The following is a 17,741-nucleotide window of genomic DNA, read 5'->3' on the forward strand; positions in this document are numbered from 1 at the left end:
ATAAAATTTGCAGTTCTATCTTATCATAGTGAAGCTTAGAAGAATAAACATACATGAGGGGGTAACAGAATGAACTTTGATAAACGAGAAGAACGCCTTGGCACCCAATCTGTCAAATGGGACAAAACAGGCGAATTATTTGGCGTGACAGACGCACTCCCGATGTGGGTGGCGGATATGGATTTTCGCGCCCCGGAAGCGATAACTGAAGCGTTAAAAGAGCGTCTTGACCACGGTATTTTTGGTTATACAACTCCAGATCAAAAAACGAAGGATGCTGTGTGCGGATGGATGCAAAACAGGCACGGCTGGAAGGTGAATCCGGAAAGCATCACATTCAGCCCCGGCGTTGTAACGGCTTTGAGCATGGCGGTACAAGCTTTTACGGAGCCTGGCGATCAAGTAGTTGTTCAGCCTCCAGTTTATACGCCTTTTTACCATATGGTGGAGAAAAACGGCCGGCACATTTTACATAATCCGCTGCTAGAAAAAGACGGCGCATATGCAATGGATTTTGAAGATTTGGAGACGAAGCTTAGTGACCCAAGCGTTACATTGTTTATTTTATGCAATCCTCATAACCCTTCTGGGCGTTCATGGAGCCGGGAAGATTTATGGAAGCTAGGTGAATTGTGCCTTGAGCATGGCGTCACAGTTGTATCGGATGAAATCCATTCCGATTTAATGCTGTACGGACACAAACACACGCCGTTCGCTTCGCTCTCTGACGATTTCGCTGATATTTCCGTGACATGTGCTGCTCCAAGCAAAACATTTAATATCGCCGGATTGCAGGCTTCAGCAATCATCATTCCAGATCGCCTGAAGCGCGCCAAGTTTTCCGCAAGCCTTCAGCGAAATGGTTTAGGCGGACTGAACGCATTTGCCGTCACTGCAATCGAAGCCGCGTATTCAAAAGGCGGACCGTGGCTCGATGAATTGATCTCTTACATTGAGAAAAACATGAACGAAGCGGAAGCCTTTTTGAGCACCGAGCTGCCAAAGGTCAAAATGATGAAGCCGGACGCATCATACTTGATTTGGCTCGACTTCAGCGCTTACGGCTTGTCCGATGCAGAGCTTCAGCAAAGAATGCTGAAAAAAGGAAAAGTTATTTTAGAGCCCGGGACGAAATACGGGCCTGGCGGAGAAGGATTTATGCGCCTGAACGCAGGATGCTCTCTTGCAACCCTGCAGGACGGCCTGCGCCGCATCAAAGCCGCATTATCGTAAATATAGCTGTTAAACGCCTTTACGTCTTCATTTGTAAAGGCGTTCTTAATAAAGGAATTTTATATTTTACTTCTAATATTTAGTGTTATAATAGATTCATATTTTATACGAAAGGATTTCACACGAATGGAAATTCTAAAAGACTATCTTCTGCACATCTGCTTTATTTTGTTTCCTATTCTTCTTTACCAAGTGTTTTGGCTTGGAAAACCTGCGATTCTTGTGCCAAAAATAAACAGCGGTTTGGTCACGCTCTTCGCCTGCGGCGCCTCCGTTTTATGCATTATTTTCCCGATTCATGAAATGGACTACATACAATACGGCCTTCAGATGATTCCCGTTATCATTTGTTTATTTTACATTAGTACCGCTTCCGGACTTACGGTCGCCGCATCTGTCCTATGTTTTGAACTGCTTTTTTACGAACCTTCCGCAATGTTTGTTTTCACTTTGCTGCCTTTTCTTATCATTATCCCAATCTTATTTCAGAAAAAATGGCCATTCATGTCCAAAGCGAAAAAACTGCTGCTGTCTTTATTGATCAGCTGCGTGGAGATTTTCCTATTTTTCGCCTCAAGCTGGATTCTTTCCGCCTTGAATATTTTAAATTTTCAAAAATCAGGAAATTTCATTTACGAGGCGGCAGTCTCAGGGCTTTTCCGCTCCAGTGTTCTTCTATTAAGCATCTATATTATCGAAAGCATCGCCGAAAATATCGCCCTGCGTTCACAGCTTATCCACTCTGAAAAAATGACGATTGTGAGTGAACTGGCAGCGAGCGTCGCTCATGAAGTCAGGAATCCGCTGACAGTTGTCCGCGGGTTTGTCCAGCTGCTTTTTAATGACGAAACCCTACAAAACAAGTCGAGTGCGGATTACAAAAAGCTTGTACTGTCAGAGCTTGACCGGGCGCAAGGCATTATTACAAACTATCTCGATATGGCCAAACAGCAATTATACGAAAAAGAAGTTTTTGACCTATCTGGCCTTATTAAAGAGACAAGCTCCCTTATGGTGTCGTACGCCAATTACAAGTCAGTAACCGTCGAGGCTGAAACAGAACCGGACCTTTTGATATACGGAGACGCAACAAAGCTGAAGCAGGCTGTCATCAACCTGATGAAAAACAGTATTGAAGCGGTTCCTCACGGGAAGGGAATGATCCACATATCAGCCAAAAGAAACGGCCATACGATCATGATTAACATCACAGACAATGGGGTCGGGATGACAGACCATCAAATGCAAAAACTCGGCGAACCTTATTATTCCTTAAAAACGAACGGAACGGGACTCGGCCTCACCGTAACCTTTTCCATTATTGAACATCATCACGGGACCATTTCATTTAACAGCAGCTTCCAAAAAGGCACTACGGTGACCATTAAGCTTCCCGCTGATCTTCCTCACTAGCAAATCGATTGGAACTTTAATAGAATAAATGCGAGGTGATGACAGATGAGCACGTTTGAGACAGGCTCTATCGTTAAAGGATTTTACAAAACAGGTGTATACATAGGAGAAATCACGGCTTGCAGGCCGCAGCACTATTTAGTGAAAGTGAAAGCGGTTCTTACCCATCCCGCTCAAGGAGACCTTCATCATCCAAAACAGGCGGATGTGCCATTTTTTCATGAGAGAAAAGCGCTCGCATATGGTGAACAGACCAACATCCCCCACCATATGGTGAAGCCTTATGACGGTGAAGTGCCGGATTATACCGAATCTCTGCGGGAGGCGACAGCACAGCTGAGAGCCAAATTGAATGAGGATGGTTCGGAGTGGGCAAAACGCTCCCTTCATAATCTGGACATCTTAGAAAAAGAATATTTTAACCGGCCATAACCCAGTCTGACAAAAGATTGGGTTTTTTACGTCGCGCGCTTCAACAGTTCGGTTAAATCGATTCTTTCGCCGATTGTGGGCGGTTTTGGCTTTTCGAGATACTGCTTATCCTGCTCAACAAGCTTAAAAAGTTTATGTGCTGTGAGGGCATCATCAAGCGCTTTATGATCGGTGCCGGTTCCGGAATCTCCATACTCTTCGGCAGCTTTCCATAAACCCGTCAATGTCCGGTCTCCAAAAAAGTTTTTGTATTCAAGCGATAAATCTCTCATTTCTCCCTTAAACGGGAAAGGGATATGGTTAAACATACAGTTTTGCTTCAGCACTTTCATATCCATGTTTCCCCACGTAATAATTGTGCTGTTTTTCTCAGGATCCAGCTCGTTTAGTTTACGGATGAGATCCTCGAATCTCATTCCTTCGTCTACCTGTTTTTGGGTTATTTTTAAAAATGATTTGCAGCGTTTCGTAAGCTTCGGGAACTTTTTCGGTCTAACATAGCTAGAAAACGTCTCAACCACTTCATCATCAATCGACTTTACAATTCCGGCTTCAATGATTTCCGGGAAGAAGTTTTGAGGACTGTACTTTCCATCGGGCATTGTAAATTCGAAATCAATAATGAGTAAGCTGTTTGTCGTCACCTTTTTACACCTGCCTTTCCTCCGATCAGAAAATGCTATCTTTATAGTATATCAATTCCCCTTCTCGACATTTCTTCATTTTCTAAAAATAATGAATTTTCCCAGCCGCTTCGTTTCTTTTAAATTGTGAATCGTTTCTTTATAATTAGTAAGGAACCCGAAATAATAAGAAGGTGATGTTATTTCTATCCGTAAGAAAAACTTTGTCATTGTGTGGCTGGCGAACTTTTTTGTCTCCGCTAGCACAACGATGATCGTTCCTTTTCTCTCCTTATACATTGAGACGCTCAGCTCTTTTTCAAACGGCTTTGTGCAAAGGTGGAGCGGCTATGTGTTCGGCATTACATTTCTCATGGCGTTTTTGGTATCCCCGTTTTGGGGACGGTTCGGAGACAAACGCGGATACAAGAAAATCCTTATGGCAACCGGAACGGGCATTGCCCTCAGCATTTTCTTCATGGGCTTTGTTACATCGGTGTACCAATTGTTTTTTCTGCGTATGGCAATGGGTCTTGTAACCGGATTCATCCCGACATCTCTTGCGATGATTTCGGCACAGACTCCGAAGAGCTCAGCCGGCAAAACACTTGGCACGCTGCAAATGGGGCAAGTGTCCGGAAGCTTGTTCGGCCCGCTTTTGGGAGGCATGCTTGCTGATCGTTTCGGCTTTACGTATACCTTTTTTATCACATCCTTTGTGATTTTCTCGTCTGTTCTTCTCGTGTTATTTGGTGTCAAAGAAAAGCCTCTTGCAGAGAAAACAGCCAAACGTACGTCATACTCGAGAAAAGAAGTGCTCTCCTATATTTTTCACCAGCCGGCGCTGTGGGTCATGATGCTGTTAACCATGCTGATTCAAACAGGCAATTTCAGTATTCAGCCCCTGCTCGCTTTATATGTAAATGAGCTGCACGGACCTGTCAATCTTGCCTTTTTCTCCGGCATGGCATTTTCAGCAACGGGGCTCGGAAGTTTGCTGCTGGCTAGAAAATGGGGTGATCTGGGCGACCGCTACGGCCATCGCCGCATTTTAATCGGACTTTTGCTCGCCGCCTCTTTCTTTTTTATTCCGCAGGCGCTCGCGTCCTCACTCAGCGTGCTCCTTGTTTTCAGATTTTTATTCGGAATGGCGATGGGCGGTTTGCTGCCATGCATTACGGCAGCGATCCGCGTTCAGGCTCCAGGCAGCATTCAAGGTGAAGTTCTCGGCTACAATGTCAGCTTTCGCTTTTTAGGAAACGTGCTCGGGCCTCTGCTCGGCGGAATCATATCGAGCCATTTTGCCATTTCGGCCACCTTTTACGTCACGGCGTTTCTCTTTTTCGCCGGCGCCTGCATGCTTTGGATCATGCAGAAACTTCGGAAAGATTCTTATGCCAAAGCAAGCTGATTCCGAGAAAAAACTGAGGAATCTTCTAAATTTAACCTTCTCGTAATCTCAAAAGAATGGTACGATATGGCTAGAATTTAGGAGAAAAGAGAGTGACCATGTTACGAAAAATAATCGGATGGATTTTGCTCCTTTGCATAATCCCATTGTTTGCATTTACAGTTATCGCTTCCGGAAAAGAAGTAAAACAAATGAAGTCCCTGGATCAGGTGCTTGATAAAAATATTAATCTGAAAGATATCAGCCTTGTTCAGAACAGCTACATGTATGACAGGGACGGCTTCCTTGTCTCGGAAATCGTCAGCGACCACGAAAACCGTGTGCTCGTTCCATTTAACAAGATTCCCGAGGAAGTCAAACAGATTTTCTTAACATCTGAGGACCGTCATTTTTACGAGCATAAAGGCTTTGACTTTATGGGAATGGTGCGGGCTACTGCTTCTAACGTAAAAGACAAGAAAATTGACCAGGGCGCCAGCACCATCACACAGCAGCTTTCAAGAAACTTGTATTTGAGCCACGAACGCTCCTTCAGCCGCAAGCTGACAGAGCTCGCGTATTCCTATCAGCTGGAGAAAAAATATACGAAAAATGAAATTCTTGAAGCTTACTTAAATACCATTTATTTTAACAATGGTGTTTATGGCGTCGGTTCAGCGGCTGAATTCTATTTCAGCAAACCGCTGAAATCTCTCACAGTGGGAGAAATGGCTTTTATCTGTGCTATACCTAATAACCCTACATTATATGATCCTCTCAAGCATTTTGACTACACGAAAAGCCGTCAAGAACGTTTGCTTAAAGGGCTAAAAGATGCCGGGGTCATTACGGACAAAGAGCTGAAAAAAGCCGTAAAACAAAAAATCAAACTGGATGTTGAAAAAAGAGAAGACAAATATCCTGACTACGTTTCCTACGTCAATGATGAATTCACTCAGCTGGTGTCTGAATCAGAAGGCTTTGATAAACGCCTTCAAAAAGCATCAGGAAAACAAAAAGAAAAGATCGAGAACGAGCTGTCCGCAAGAGTCAGCACGCTGATGAAAGACGGCGTGAAAATTTATACTGCACTTGATCCGTACATGCAAAATCAAGTTGTGGCACAAATGAATTCCAAGCTCCCGTATGCGGACGTACAGGGCGGAGCGGCTGTGATTAATCACCAGACGCATCAAATCATCGCTCTATCCGGCGGGAAAAACTATCAAAAATATGACTTTAACCGCGCCTACCAGGCGTACAGGCAGCCGGGGTCATCCATTAAGCCGCTTCTTGATTACGGCCCTTATATTGAACAGACCGGCGCGACAACAAGCAGCACCATTGATGCCAGCAAGTTTTGCAGCAAAGACTACTGTCCGCAAAACTACAATAACCGCACTTACGGCACAGTGACGCTTGATACGGCGTTTAAAAATTCATATAATACCCCGGCTATTAGAATGCTCGATCGCGTCGGCATCCAAAAGGCATTCAGTTATATTGAGCCGTATCATTTTGCCAAACTTGTCGACAGTGACTATCTTCTTCCGGCAGCGCTTGGCGGATTTACAAACGGCATGACGCCTCTTGAGATGACAAAGGCTTATACGACATTCGGAAACAGCGGAAGCTATACGCCGAGCCATGCGATTACAAAGGTGACAGACCTTAAAGGAAAAACGCTTTATAAATGGAATGATAAAGCGACTCAAATATTCAGCGTCCGCACGAACATGCAGCTGAAAAAACTGATGTCTTCCGTTGTGAAAAGCGGAACAGGGAAAAAAGCATATTTCCATGCGCCTTACATCGGCGGTAAAACCGGAACATCAAATGATTATCACGATATGTGGTTTGTCGGCCTGACTGATACGTATACAATGGGTGTCTGGGTCGGAAAGGATACACCGACCAGCGTTGAATATCTTCACAGCATCAGCCCTCAGCTTTCCATCTGGAAAGGAACGCTGCAAGCGGCTTATTAAAGGATCGGAGGGGATATGGGGTGACTTCAGAACAAATACCAAATCGCGTTTTGCTGTTTGATGGTGTCTGCAATTTATGCAATGGCGCCGTGCAGTTTATCATTAAACGTGATCCGGACGGATTGATTTCTTTCACATCGTTGCAGTCGGAAACAGGACAGAGCCTGCTGAAAAAAAGCGGGCTTCCGACTGATCGGTTTGACAGCTTTGTCTTTATTGAAGACGGCCAAGTGTACACAAAGTCAACTGCAGCCATTAAGGTTTTCAGGCATCTGCGAGGCCCATGGCGGCTCTTCGTCCTGTTTTTCGCAGTGCCGAAGCCTGTCAGAGATATGGTCTATTCTTTCATTGCCAACAACCGCTATAAGTGGTTTGGCAAAAAAAATGAATGTATGCTCCCCTCCCCTTCTATTAAAAAAAGATTTTTACCGTAAATAAAAAATGGCTAGGAAGCTAGCCATCACAGATTGTTGACAAAATCCTAAAACGGCTTCGTTTTAGGATTTTGTCATCTTTTCAGCGTGATTGAAAACTTTTGAAGTCGATGAAGAGCGAGCATTGGATGTGAAACGGCGGAAACCTGAGAATCTAGCCGCCGTTTCATTGCGTATAGAGCACGAAGCGCAAATCTGACCACCAAACGCTGAAATGGCTAGCTTACACAGGTAAGCTAGCCATTATGCTATTATAAAGCTTGATAAATATGAACAGAATACCGATAACAAAGGTAAACCAAAACAGCAGTTCCAATAGAATGAATCCAACTAATGACATGAGAGAAAGCGTCGAATAAATCCGGTATACGGTAAACACAAAGTAAGCGAGCGTGACGACCGCAAACCAGATTACAATCCAAATGACATTTTGCAAGAGCACAAATGATAAAATCCCGCCGCCCAAATAAATCATGGAACCCATTCTGAGTTTTTTCAGGTTGTTCCCTTCCGGATCATTAGCAAAAAACAGCAATGACAGCTCGGTCACGGTATTTGCAATTAATTTCAGAGCGGACAGAACCATAAAATATAAAAGTGCAAAGGCAGCAAATAACGCAAGCCTGATTCCTTTCTCTGAAAAATAATCGAGCATTCCATCATACATTCCAAATGAAGACAGCATCTTCAACGCATAAAGTGAAGTTGAGATGGATAAGGACGAACTAAAAAGCAGGATCGCAATCAGCGGAAAATATCCTGTCAAATAAGTATTTTTCATATAAAAAAGTCCCTTTCTATAATCTACCTCATTTATTATGGAGGACTTAAAACACATTGACAAGATAAATTATTCCATTTTTTCTCCTTTTTACGAATTACGGTCCCAAATCTTCACAAAGCAGCATTTTGAGAGTAAAGTAGTACGCAGGAATCATAAAACGTAAGGAAGTTTTATATGAAAAAAACATTAAAACTGCAAACCAGACTCACCATATTTGTTTGTATCGTTGTATTAATCGCATTGCTCATTACGTTTTTTACAGTCGGTGCCCAAACCACCAAACGAATTAGAGATCAGGAAAAGGCCACTGCGCTGCAGACTGCTGAAATGGTAGCTGAGGCGCCGATGACAGCCGCTGCTTTAGAAAGCGGAAAAAAACAAAAGGAACTGCAGAGCTACACAAAGCGGGTTCAGAAAATTACCGGCACGGAATTTGTTGTCGTCATGGATATGAACGGTATCCGCAAAACTCATCCTGACCCGAGCAAAATCGGAAAAAAATTCAGAGGCGGTGATGAGTCCGAGGTATTAAAAGGGCATGTCCATATCAGCACAGCCTCTGGCACGCTCGGGAAATCGCAGAGAGCGTTCGTCCCTGTCTACGCGGAGAATGGAAAACAAGTCGGTGCAGTCGCGGTCGGCATCACCGTAAATGAAATTGATGAAGTGATCAGCCATAGCTTACGGCCGCTTTACTTTATTATTTGCGTCAGCATCTTCGTCGGTGTGATCGGAGCCGTTATCGTCGCCCGTACAGTGAAAAATATCATGTACGGACTTGAACCTTATGAAATTGCGACTCTGCTTGAAGAACGGAGCGCGATGCTGGAATCGACGAAGGAAGGAATACTCGCTGTCGATGAACATGGCAAAATTAAACTTGCCAACGCGGAAGCAAAACGCCTATTCGTCAAAATGGGCATCAACACAAATCCCATTGATCAGGATGTAGATGACATCTTGCCGAAAAGCCGCTTGAAAAAGGTCATTGAGACAAAAAAACCTCTTCAAGACAGAGACGCCCGCATTAACGGGCTGGAGCTTGTGTTTAATGAAGTTCCTATCCAGCTGAAAGGACAAACTGTCGGAGCGATTGCAACATTCCGCGACAAGACCGAGGTAAAACATTTAGCTGAACAGCTTTCCGGTGTTAAAATGTATGCAAACGCACTGAGAGCGCAGTCTCATGAATTTATGAACAAACTGCATGTGATATTAGGTCTCGTCCAGCTGAAAGAGTATGATGATCTTGGAGATTATATTAAAGATATAGCCATACAGCAAAAATCAGAAACAAGTGAAATTATAAATGATGTCAAAAGCTCCGTACTGGCCGGTTTTCTGCTCGGAAAGCAAAGCTTTATACGTGAACAGGGCGCAAATCTTGATATTGAATGCAACGGTGTCATCCCGAACGCGGCAGACCCTTCTGTCATCCATGAGCTTATTACAATCATCGGAAATCTCATCAACAATGGCTTAGACGCTGTTGCCGATATGCCGAAAAAACAAATCACCATGTCCATGCGCTTCCATAACAGCATACTTGATATTGAAATTACCGATACTGGAGCAGGCATGTCTGAAGAAGACCAAGCCAAAGTATTTGAACAAGGCTATTCAACAAAGGGCAAAAATCGGGGATTCGGCCTTTATTTCACACAGCAAAGCATCGAAAATTTAAAAGGCCAAATGATCCTCACAAGCGAAAAGAATGAAGGAACGACATTCAGTATTCGCATCCCGTACGAACCGAAGGAGGAAAATCATGATTAATGTACTAATAGTTGAAGATGACCCCATGGTGGGTGAATTAAATAAACGATACTTAAGCCAAATAGATGGCTTTCAGCTGAAAGGCATCGCTTCTTCCTTTCAAAGCGCTCTGCATATTTTAGGCGAGCATCATATCGACCTCATTTTGCTTGATATTTATATGCCGGGAAAAAACGGGCTGGAACTGCTGACGGAATTGAGAGCCCAAAATGAAGCGGTTGACGTGATTGTCATCTCAGCGGCCAGCGAGCTTGACGTGATCAAGAAAACACTTCGGTACGGAGCTGTCGATTATTTAATCAAACCGTTTGAATTTGAACGTTTCCAAACGGCTTTGTCTGATTACAGACGAAAACAAAAGGTGTATTCAACCCATCGCAACATGAGCCAAAAAGAACTGGACGCCGAGCTTTTTCAAAAGAAAGAAGCAACAGAAAAAGTGCAGCTTCCTAAAGGCCTGACAAAAAGCACGCTGAAGCTGATCTGGTCCAGTATCCAGTCATTTGAAAATGAATCTTTTACGACAGAAGACTTGGCAAAGCACACAGAAATCTCTCAAGTATCCATACGAAAATACTTAAAGTTTCTTGAAGATATACAGGTTCTGAATGTAGAAATGGCGTACGGAACGATCGGAAGACCTGTGTTTCAGTACAACGTCAACAACAGTAACCTTAACGGAATAAAGCAATATCTATAAGAAAACGCACTGCTTGTTTTGAGCAGTGCGTTTTTCCTGTCATATCTCTTGCCAAGATGCTTGATTCTATTGTTGTTAAGCTATACAAGAATAACAAAGGGTCTTTCAACATTTTTAAGCAAACAATTCTAAAAATAGATACTTTTTAAAAAATTATGCGAAATTCTATTTATTTCTTATTAGTTAAATGATAAATTATGATTGGTAAGTTGATCCCGAAAAACTAAGTCATAAGTCTTACTTCAGAAAACGATGTCACGGTTTTCCGCCCGGAACGCCTTCCGCATCCTTCTCTTCCCCGCCTTTCGAAGGAAATACTCACACCACGCTTATTCAGGGAAGAATAGAACTGTCTCAGCGCATTCCATTTGTTATTATCAGAAAATTTTATCGATTATAAGAAATTGTTCAGGACAGCCCATCACATGACTGGCCGGATCAGCTTTGAACCAAATTTTTCTGGGGGGTTATATCTTGAATAAACGAAAAATCGGATTGGCGATGTCACTTGTGATCGCAGCAGGCACCATATTAGGAGCATGCGGAAACAGCGAAAAAAGCAGCGGCTCAGGCGAAGGCAAAAACAAATTCAGTGTGGCGATGGTTACTGACGTAGGCGGAGTGGATGACAAATCCTTCAACCAATCAGCCTGGGAAGGCATCCAAGCCTTTGGGAAAGAGAATGGGCTGAAAAAAGGCAAAAACGGTTACGACTATCTTCAATCCAAATCAGATGCAGACTATACAACGAACTTAAATAAATTGGCGCGTGAGAATTTTGACTTAATTTACGGCGTCGGCTACTTAATGGAGGATTCAATCAGCGAAATTGCTGACCAGCGCAAAAATACAAACTTTGCGATTATAGATGCTGTTGTCGATAAAGACAACGTCGCAAGTATTACGTTTAAAGAGCAGGAAGGCTCATTTCTCGTCGGAGTGGCCGCAGCCCTATCAAGCAAATCAGGAAAAATCGGCTTTGTAGGCGGCATGGAATCAGAGTTAATCAAAAAATTCGAGGTCGGCTTCCGTGCCGGCGTGCAAGCAGTTAACCCTAAAGCCGTTGTGGAAGTGAAATACACAGGGGGGTTCGATAAAGCCGATGTCGGTAAAGCAACCGCCGAAAGCATGTATAAATCAGGCGTAGATGTTATTTATCACTCTGCGGGCGCCACTGGCACAGGCGTCTTTACTGAAGCGAAAAACCTGAAAAAAGAAGATCCAAAACGCGATGTCTGGGTCATAGGTGTCGATAAAGACCAATACGCAGAAGGCCAGGTAGAAGGAACAGATGATAACGTCACCCTCACTTCCATGGTGAAAAAAGTAGATACAGTCGTTGAAGATGTAACGAAAAAAGCGAGCGACGGAAAGTTCCCGGGCGGCGAAACACTTACCTACGGGCTTGATCAAGACGGAGTCGGCATTTCTCCATCTAAACAAAATCTATCGGATGATGTGATCAAAGCGGTCGATAAATGGAAGAAAAAAATCATCGACGGATTGGAAGTCCCGGCAACCGAGAAAGAGCTGAAAACCTTCAAAGCTGAATAAGAATCGCAGGGATAAGGAGGTCGAGCCCTTATCCCTTGTTTTTCTTTTATTTTGAAAAAAGGAGCGGTCAATCAATGGAATATGTCATTGAAATGCTCAATATCCGTAAAGAGTTTCCTGGTATCGTCGCCAATGATAATATCAATCTTCAAGTCAAAAAAGGCGAAATACACGCGTTGCTCGGTGAAAACGGGGCGGGGAAATCAACGTTGATGAATGTCCTTTTCGGACTGTATCAGCCGGAGCGGGGTGAAATTCGGGTGCGCGGCGAGAAGGTGCACATCAACAGCCCGAACAAAGCGAATGACCTTGGAATTGGAATGGTACACCAGCACTTTATGCTTGTTGACACCTTTACAGTTGCTGAAAATATTATTCTCGGGAAAGAGCCAAAGAAGTTTGGCAGAATTGACCGGAAGCGTGCTGGCCAAGAGGTGCAGGACATTTCCGATCGATACGGCCTGCAGATCCATCCTGAAGCAAAAGCAGCTGACATATCAGTCGGAATGCAGCAGCGCGCAGAAATATTAAAAACCCTCTACCGCGGTGCCGACATTCTGATTTTTGATGAACCGACGGCTGTTTTGACGCCTCATGAAATTAAGGAACTGATGCAAATTATGAAGAACCTGGTCAAAGAAGGGAAGTCCATCATCTTAATCACCCATAAGCTGAAAGAGATTATGGAGATTTGTGACCGCGTTACGGTTATCCGTAAAGGAAAAGGCATCAAAACCCTTGATGTCCGTGATACAAACCAAGACGAACTCGCCAGTCTAATGGTCGGCCGTGAGGTATCGTTCAAAACCGAAAAGAGAGCTGCTCAGCCGGGAGCGGAAGTGCTTGCGATTGACGGCATAACTGTAAAAGATACCCGCGGAATAGAGACAGTCAGAGATTTGTCTCTTTCTGTCAAAGCGGGAGAAATAGTCGGCATAGCCGGCGTCGACGGAAACGGGCAATCAGAGCTGATCGAAGCGGTGACAGGACTCCGCAAAACAGATTCAGGAACAATCACCTTAAACGGAAAACAGATCCAAAACCTGACGCCAAGAAAAATCACTGAATCCGGGATCGGGCATATTCCTCAGGATCGCCATAAACACGGTCTCGTCCTTGATTTTCCAATCGGAGAGAATATCCTGCTGCAAAGCTATTACAAAAAGCCGTATTCAGCATTGGGCGTTTTACATAAAGGCGAAATGTACAAAAAAGCACGCAGCCTGATCACTGAGTACGACGTCAGAACGCCGGATGAATATACACACGCGCGGGCATTGTCAGGCGGAAACCAGCAAAAAGCGATTATCGGGCGGGAAGTAGACCGAAATCCTGATTTATTAATCGCCGCCCAACCGACTCGCGGCCTTGATGTCGGAGCCATTGAATTTGTCCATAAAAAGCTCATTGAGCAGCGTGATGCCGGGAAGGCCGTTCTTCTCCTCTCGTTTGAGCTTGAAGAAATTATGAATCTCAGTGACAGAATCGCCGTTATTTTTGAAGGACGCATTATCGCCAGCGTTAATCCGCAGGACACCACTGAACAGGAGCTTGGTCTCTTGATGGCCGGAAGCACACAAAAGGAAGCGGGGAAAGCAAATGGTTAAACGACTCTCTCATTTACTCGTGCCGCTCATCGCAATCATCCTTGGTCTTGCGGCCGGCGCGTTGATTATGCTTGTGAGTGGCTACAGTGTGGCCAGCGGATATTCGGCTTTGTGGAATGGGATATTCGGAGAAATCTATTATGTCGGAGAAACAATCCGGCAAATTACGCCTTATATTTTATCCGGATTGGCTGTCGCCTTTGCATTCCGAACCGGACTCTTTAATATCGGCGTCGAGGGCCAGCTGCTCGTCGGCTGGACAGTAGCGGTTTGGGTCGGTACGGCGTTTGACGGACCGGCATATATTCACTTGCCGCTCGCATTGATTACAGCGGCAGCTGCAGGAGGATTATGGGGGTTAATTCCCGGCATTTTGAAAGCGCGATTTTACGTTCATGAAGTCATTGTCACCATTATGATGAATTATATCGCGCTGCACATGACCAATTACATCATTTCAAACGTTTTGACAGATCATCAGGACAAGACGGGGAAAATTCACGAATCCGCCTCCCTCCGCTCTCCTTTTCTTGAACAGATCACCGATTACTCACGGCTGCATTTGGGAATCATCGTTGCCCTTCTCGGAGCAGTTATCATGTGGTTTATCATCAACAAAACTACAAAGGGATTTGAGCTCCGGGCGGTCGGGTTTAACCAGCACGCTTCCCAGTATGCCGGCATGAGCGTGCGGAAGAATATCATGACCTCCATGCTTATCTCCGGCGCTTTTGCAGGCCTTGCCGGAGCCATGGAGGGCCTAGGAACATTTGAATACGCAGCAGTGAAAGGCGCATTTACCGGCGTAGGCTTTGACGGTATCGCTGTCGCTCTTCTCGGGGGAAACACAGCCGTCGGCATTGTACTGGCTGCATGCCTGCTTGGCGGGCTGAAAATCGGCGCATTAAATATGCCGATTGAATCAGGCGTTCCATCAGAGGTCGTTGATATTGTGATTGCCATTATTATTCTGTTTGTGGCTTCAAGCTATGCGATTCGTTTCGTCATGGGCAAATTGAAGAAAAAGGGGGCGAACTAAGTGGACATTGTGCAGATTTTATCTATCATTGTCCCTGCCACACTCGTCTATGCGGCCCCGCTTATTTTAACTGCTCTCGGCGGCGTGTTTTCCGAGAGATCAGGTGTGGTAAATATCGGTCTAGAAGGCCTCATGATTATCGGGGCGTTCACCAGCGTGTTATTTAATTTATTTTTTGGTCCGGAATTAGGTGCCGCCGCACCTTGGCTTTCGCTCCTTGCCGCCATGGCAGCAGGCGCCCTGTTTTCACTGATTCACGCGGCAGCGGCGATTTCGTTTCGCGCCGACCAGACAGTCAGCGGTGTCGCCATTAACATGCTGGCGCTTGGGGCAACTTTATTTATCGTCAAACTGATCTACGGCAAAGCGCAGACAGACAAAATTCCAGAGCCTTTTTATAAGACGAAAATCCCCGGTTTGGGCGATATTCCCGTCTTGGGAAAGATCTTCTTTTCGGATGTCTATTATACGTCTATTCTTGCAATAGCACTTGCCTTTATTTCCTGGTTTATCTTGTTCAAAACGCCGTTCGGCCTTCGTATCCGTTCTGTCGGAGAGCATCCGATGGCGGCCGATACGATGGGAATCAACGTATATAAAATGCGCTACATCGGCGTGATGATCAGCGGATTGTTTGGCGGTCTCGGCGGCGGCGTATATGCCTCCACAATTGCGCTTGATTTCACGCACTCTACCATCTCCGGGCAAGGCTTTATCGCCCTGGCAGCGCTTGTATTCGGAAAATGGCATCCGATCGGAGCACTGGGGGCCGCCCTGTTTTTCGGATTCGCCCAAAGCTTAAGCATCATTGGATCGCTGCTCCCTCTTTTTAAAGACATACCAAATGTGTATATGCTGATGGCTCCTTATGTCTTAACGATTCTCGCTTTAACCGGCTTTATCGGGCGGGCAGATGCGCCAAAAGCCAATGGCGTGCCTTATATTAAAGGAAAAAGATAAAACATTCTCCCCTGGGAAGACGATTCTCAGGGTTTTTTTCTAATCCAAAAGACCCCCTTATTTTAATTGTTTATTAGTTTTTTAACTTAAAAAAATATGAAGTGTTAACGCTTTCTTGTAGACTGTAACAAACAATACATGGGGGTGTATGACATGGGAGCAATTCCAAAAACGGGGACAATTTCACCTGAGCAAAAAGACTCACAGGGGAAAAACCTGTTTCAAAAAATCTGGTCTTGGGAAATCGGTGTGATTCCTCTGCCATTATACACAGTATTAGCTGTTATTATTATTCTTGCAGCCTATTACAATGAGCTGCCGGCAAATATGCTTGGCGGGTTTGCCATCATTATGATTCTTGGTGTGTTTCTCGGAGACATAGGCCAACGCATACCGATATTGAAGGATATTGGCGGCCCTGCTATTTTATCTTTGTTTGTTCCTTCATTTTTAGTCTTTTACAATGTACTGAATTCAACATCTTTAGACGCTGTAACCAACTTGATGAAAACGTCTAACTTCCTTTATTTCTATATCGCTTGCCTTGTTGTGGGAAGTATCCTCGGTATGAACAGAATTGTTTTAATACAGGGGTTTATCAGAATGTTCGTTCCACTGGTTGCAGGAACGATCGCGGCCGTTACAGCCGGCATCCTTGTCGGATTTATTTTTGGCTATAGTGCCTATGATTCCTTTTTCTTTGTTGTTGTCCCAATTATTGCCGGGGGAATAGGTGAAGGAATTTTGCCGCTTTCAATCGCCTATTCACAAATACTGGGCTCATCCGCTGATGTATTTGTGTCTCAGCTGGTTCCAGCCGCAATTATAGGAAATGTTTTTGCTATCATATGTGCAGCCTTAATGAAAAAGCTTGGCGATAAGCGTCCAGATCTAAATGGGAACGGACGTCTCGTAAAATCTAAAAAAGCAAATGAGATTTTCAATCAAAAAGAAGCCGAAGCAAAAATTGATTTTAAACTAATGGGAGCAGGAGTTCTGCTCGCGTGTACATTCTTTATTTTTGGCGGGTTATTGGAGAAATTCATCTTCATCCCGGGCGCGATCTTAATGATTATTTCAGCTGCGGCTGTCAAGTATGCGAATATTCTTCCGAAAAAAATGGAAGAAGGCGCTTACCAGCTTTATAAGTTTATTTCTTCAAGCTTTACATGGCCGCTGATGGTCGGTCTCGGCATCCTCTTTATTCCGTTGGATGACGTAGCGTCTGTGATTTCTATTCCGTTTGTTATCATTTGTATTTCAGTTGTTATCGCGATGATTGGTTCTGGATATTTCGTAGGCAAGCTGATGAACATGTACCCGGTTGAATCCGCAATCGTTACCTGCTGCCACAGCGGCCTCGGCGGAACGGGTGATGTTGCCATTTTATCGGCATCAGGAAGAATGGGCCTTATGCCGTTTGCCCAAATTTCAACCCGTCTCGGCGGTGCAGGCACAGTTATTTGCGCGACAGTGCTGCTTCGTTTTTTCACTTCATAAACAGAAAGAGTTCCGTTTTATGCGGAACTCTTTTTTTATTTATTCACAATCCGAATATACTCTCGGGGACCAAACGGCAGATCCTTTGATTCCGTCTCACTCATTCTGGCTGACAGGTGGTGCTCCAGTAAATACAGCTCCCACTCATCACTAGCCGCCACACCGCTGCGCCCGTCATATTGATTCAACATGAATGCCCCTGCAAATACTGAGCAGAATAAACCTGAGCACATCACGACTTTTCTTTTCACATGACCAGCTCCTTTCCTTCAGCTTGATCAGGATTGATTTTAAATATACAAATAACC

General features: G+C 44.5%; 17 protein-coding genes. 13 read left to right on the forward strand and 4 right to left on the reverse strand.

Annotation, left to right across the window (positions count from 1 at the left end; translation table 11 throughout):
* Positions 1–69 precede the first annotated feature (69 nt).
* The 3 genes from patB (at position 70) to kapB (ending at position 3,078) form a co-directional block, all read left to right on the forward strand.
* Positions 70–1,233 (forward strand): cystathionine beta-lyase PatB, encoded by a 1,164-nt coding sequence (patB, locus tag AC0OMA_RS15915; RefSeq protein WP_100505754.1) that lies wholly within the window; start codon positions 70–72, stop codon positions 1,231–1,233.
* 126 nt (positions 1,234–1,359) lie between these two features.
* Entirely contained in the window at positions 1,360–2,646 is a 1,287-nt protein-coding gene (gene kinB, locus AC0OMA_RS15920) for a sporulation sensor histidine kinase KinB (protein WP_015384501.1), read from the forward strand.
* A 45-nt stretch (positions 2,647–2,691) separates the two neighbouring features.
* Positions 2,692–3,078, forward strand: coding sequence for a kinase-associated lipoprotein KapB (gene kapB, locus AC0OMA_RS15925; RefSeq protein WP_015384502.1), 387 nt, complete (start codon positions 2,692–2,694; stop codon positions 3,076–3,078).
* Between the two features lie 26 nt (positions 3,079–3,104).
* Here the strand turns inward: kapB and kapD are convergent, their stop codons facing one another.
* Positions 3,105–3,722 carry a 3'-5' exonuclease KapD gene (gene kapD, locus AC0OMA_RS15930; protein WP_474222250.1) on the reverse strand — a complete coding sequence of 206 codons (618 nt, stop codon included), beginning with the start codon at positions 3,720–3,722 and terminating at the stop codon, positions 3,105–3,107.
* 75 nt (positions 3,723–3,797) lie between these two features.
* Complete coding sequence (locus AC0OMA_RS15935; RefSeq protein ID WP_003243502.1) at positions 3,798–4,001, reverse strand: hypothetical protein; 204 nt, start codon at positions 3,999–4,001, stop codon at positions 3,798–3,800.
* Here AC0OMA_RS15935 and AC0OMA_RS15940 point away from each other — a divergent pair.
* The 3 genes from AC0OMA_RS15940 (at position 3,904) to AC0OMA_RS15950 (ending at position 7,513) form a co-directional block, all read left to right on the forward strand.
* Positions 3,904–5,112: a multidrug efflux MFS transporter gene (locus AC0OMA_RS15940; RefSeq protein ID WP_396121714.1), complete on the forward strand. Its 1,209-nt coding sequence runs from the start codon at positions 3,904–3,906 to the stop codon at positions 5,110–5,112. The genes AC0OMA_RS15935 and AC0OMA_RS15940 overlap by 98 nt on opposite strands.
* 92 nt (positions 5,113–5,204) lie before the next feature.
* Positions 5,205–7,079, forward strand: a complete 1,875-nt coding sequence (locus AC0OMA_RS15945; protein ID WP_474222251.1) for a transglycosylase domain-containing protein — start codon at positions 5,205–5,207, stop codon at positions 7,077–7,079.
* A gap of 20 nt (positions 7,080–7,099) precedes the next feature.
* On the forward strand, positions 7,100–7,513 hold the full coding sequence (locus AC0OMA_RS15950; RefSeq protein ID WP_015384506.1) for a thiol-disulfide oxidoreductase DCC family protein: 414 nt from the start codon (positions 7,100–7,102) through the stop codon (positions 7,511–7,513).
* 223 nt (positions 7,514–7,736) lie between these two features.
* Here the strand turns inward: AC0OMA_RS15950 and AC0OMA_RS15955 are convergent, their stop codons facing one another.
* On the reverse strand, positions 7,737–8,294 hold the full coding sequence (locus AC0OMA_RS15955) for a YufK family protein (RefSeq protein WP_003228837.1): 558 nt from the start codon (positions 8,292–8,294) through the stop codon (positions 7,737–7,739).
* A 177-nt stretch (positions 8,295–8,471) separates the two neighbouring features.
* Here AC0OMA_RS15955 and maeL point away from each other — a divergent pair, with 177 nt between their 5' ends.
* From maeL to maeN, 7 genes are all read left to right on the forward strand, one after another.
* Positions 8,472–10,073 (forward strand): two-component system sensor histidine kinase MaeL, encoded by a 1,602-nt coding sequence (maeL, locus tag AC0OMA_RS15960; RefSeq protein WP_322839905.1) that lies wholly within the window; start codon positions 8,472–8,474, stop codon positions 10,071–10,073.
* The gene (maeM, locus tag AC0OMA_RS15965) at positions 10,066–10,773 is read left to right on the forward strand and encodes a two-component system response regulator MaeM (RefSeq protein WP_014477821.1); all 708 of its coding nucleotides are present in this window, start codon (positions 10,066–10,068) and stop codon (positions 10,771–10,773) included. Before maeL ends, maeM begins: the two co-directional genes overlap by 8 nt.
* Positions 10,774–11,247: 474 nt before the next feature.
* On the forward strand, positions 11,248–12,327 hold the full coding sequence (gene nupN / locus AC0OMA_RS15970) for a guanosine ABC transporter substrate-binding protein NupN (protein WP_474222252.1): 1,080 nt from the start codon (positions 11,248–11,250) through the stop codon (positions 12,325–12,327).
* Between the two features lie 74 nt (positions 12,328–12,401).
* Complete coding sequence (gene nupO, locus AC0OMA_RS15975) at positions 12,402–13,934, forward strand: guanosine ABC transporter ATP-binding protein NupO (protein WP_015483627.1); 1,533 nt, start codon at positions 12,402–12,404, stop codon at positions 13,932–13,934.
* Complete coding sequence (nupP, locus tag AC0OMA_RS15980; protein WP_015483628.1) at positions 13,927–14,973, forward strand: guanosine ABC transporter permease NupP; 1,047 nt, start codon at positions 13,927–13,929, stop codon at positions 14,971–14,973. Before nupO ends, nupP begins: the two co-directional genes overlap by 8 nt.
* Entirely contained in the window at positions 14,974–15,933 is a 960-nt protein-coding gene (gene nupQ / locus AC0OMA_RS15985) for a guanosine ABC transporter permease NupQ (protein ID WP_014480697.1), read from the forward strand.
* Between the two features lie 153 nt (positions 15,934–16,086).
* The gene (gene maeN / locus AC0OMA_RS15990; protein ID WP_015483629.1) at positions 16,087–17,433 is read left to right on the forward strand and encodes a sodium/malate symporter MaeN; all 1,347 of its coding nucleotides are present in this window, start codon (positions 16,087–16,089) and stop codon (positions 17,431–17,433) included.
* A 35-nt stretch (positions 17,434–17,468) separates the two neighbouring features.
* Here maeN and AC0OMA_RS15995 read toward each other — a convergent pair whose 3' ends face one another.
* Positions 17,469–17,684 carry a hypothetical protein gene (locus tag AC0OMA_RS15995; RefSeq protein WP_015483630.1) on the reverse strand — a complete coding sequence of 72 codons (216 nt, stop codon included), beginning with the start codon at positions 17,682–17,684 and terminating at the stop codon, positions 17,469–17,471.
* Positions 17,685–17,741 lie beyond the last annotated feature (57 nt).

This window comes from Bacillus sp. AMCV2 (assembly GCF_056033925.1).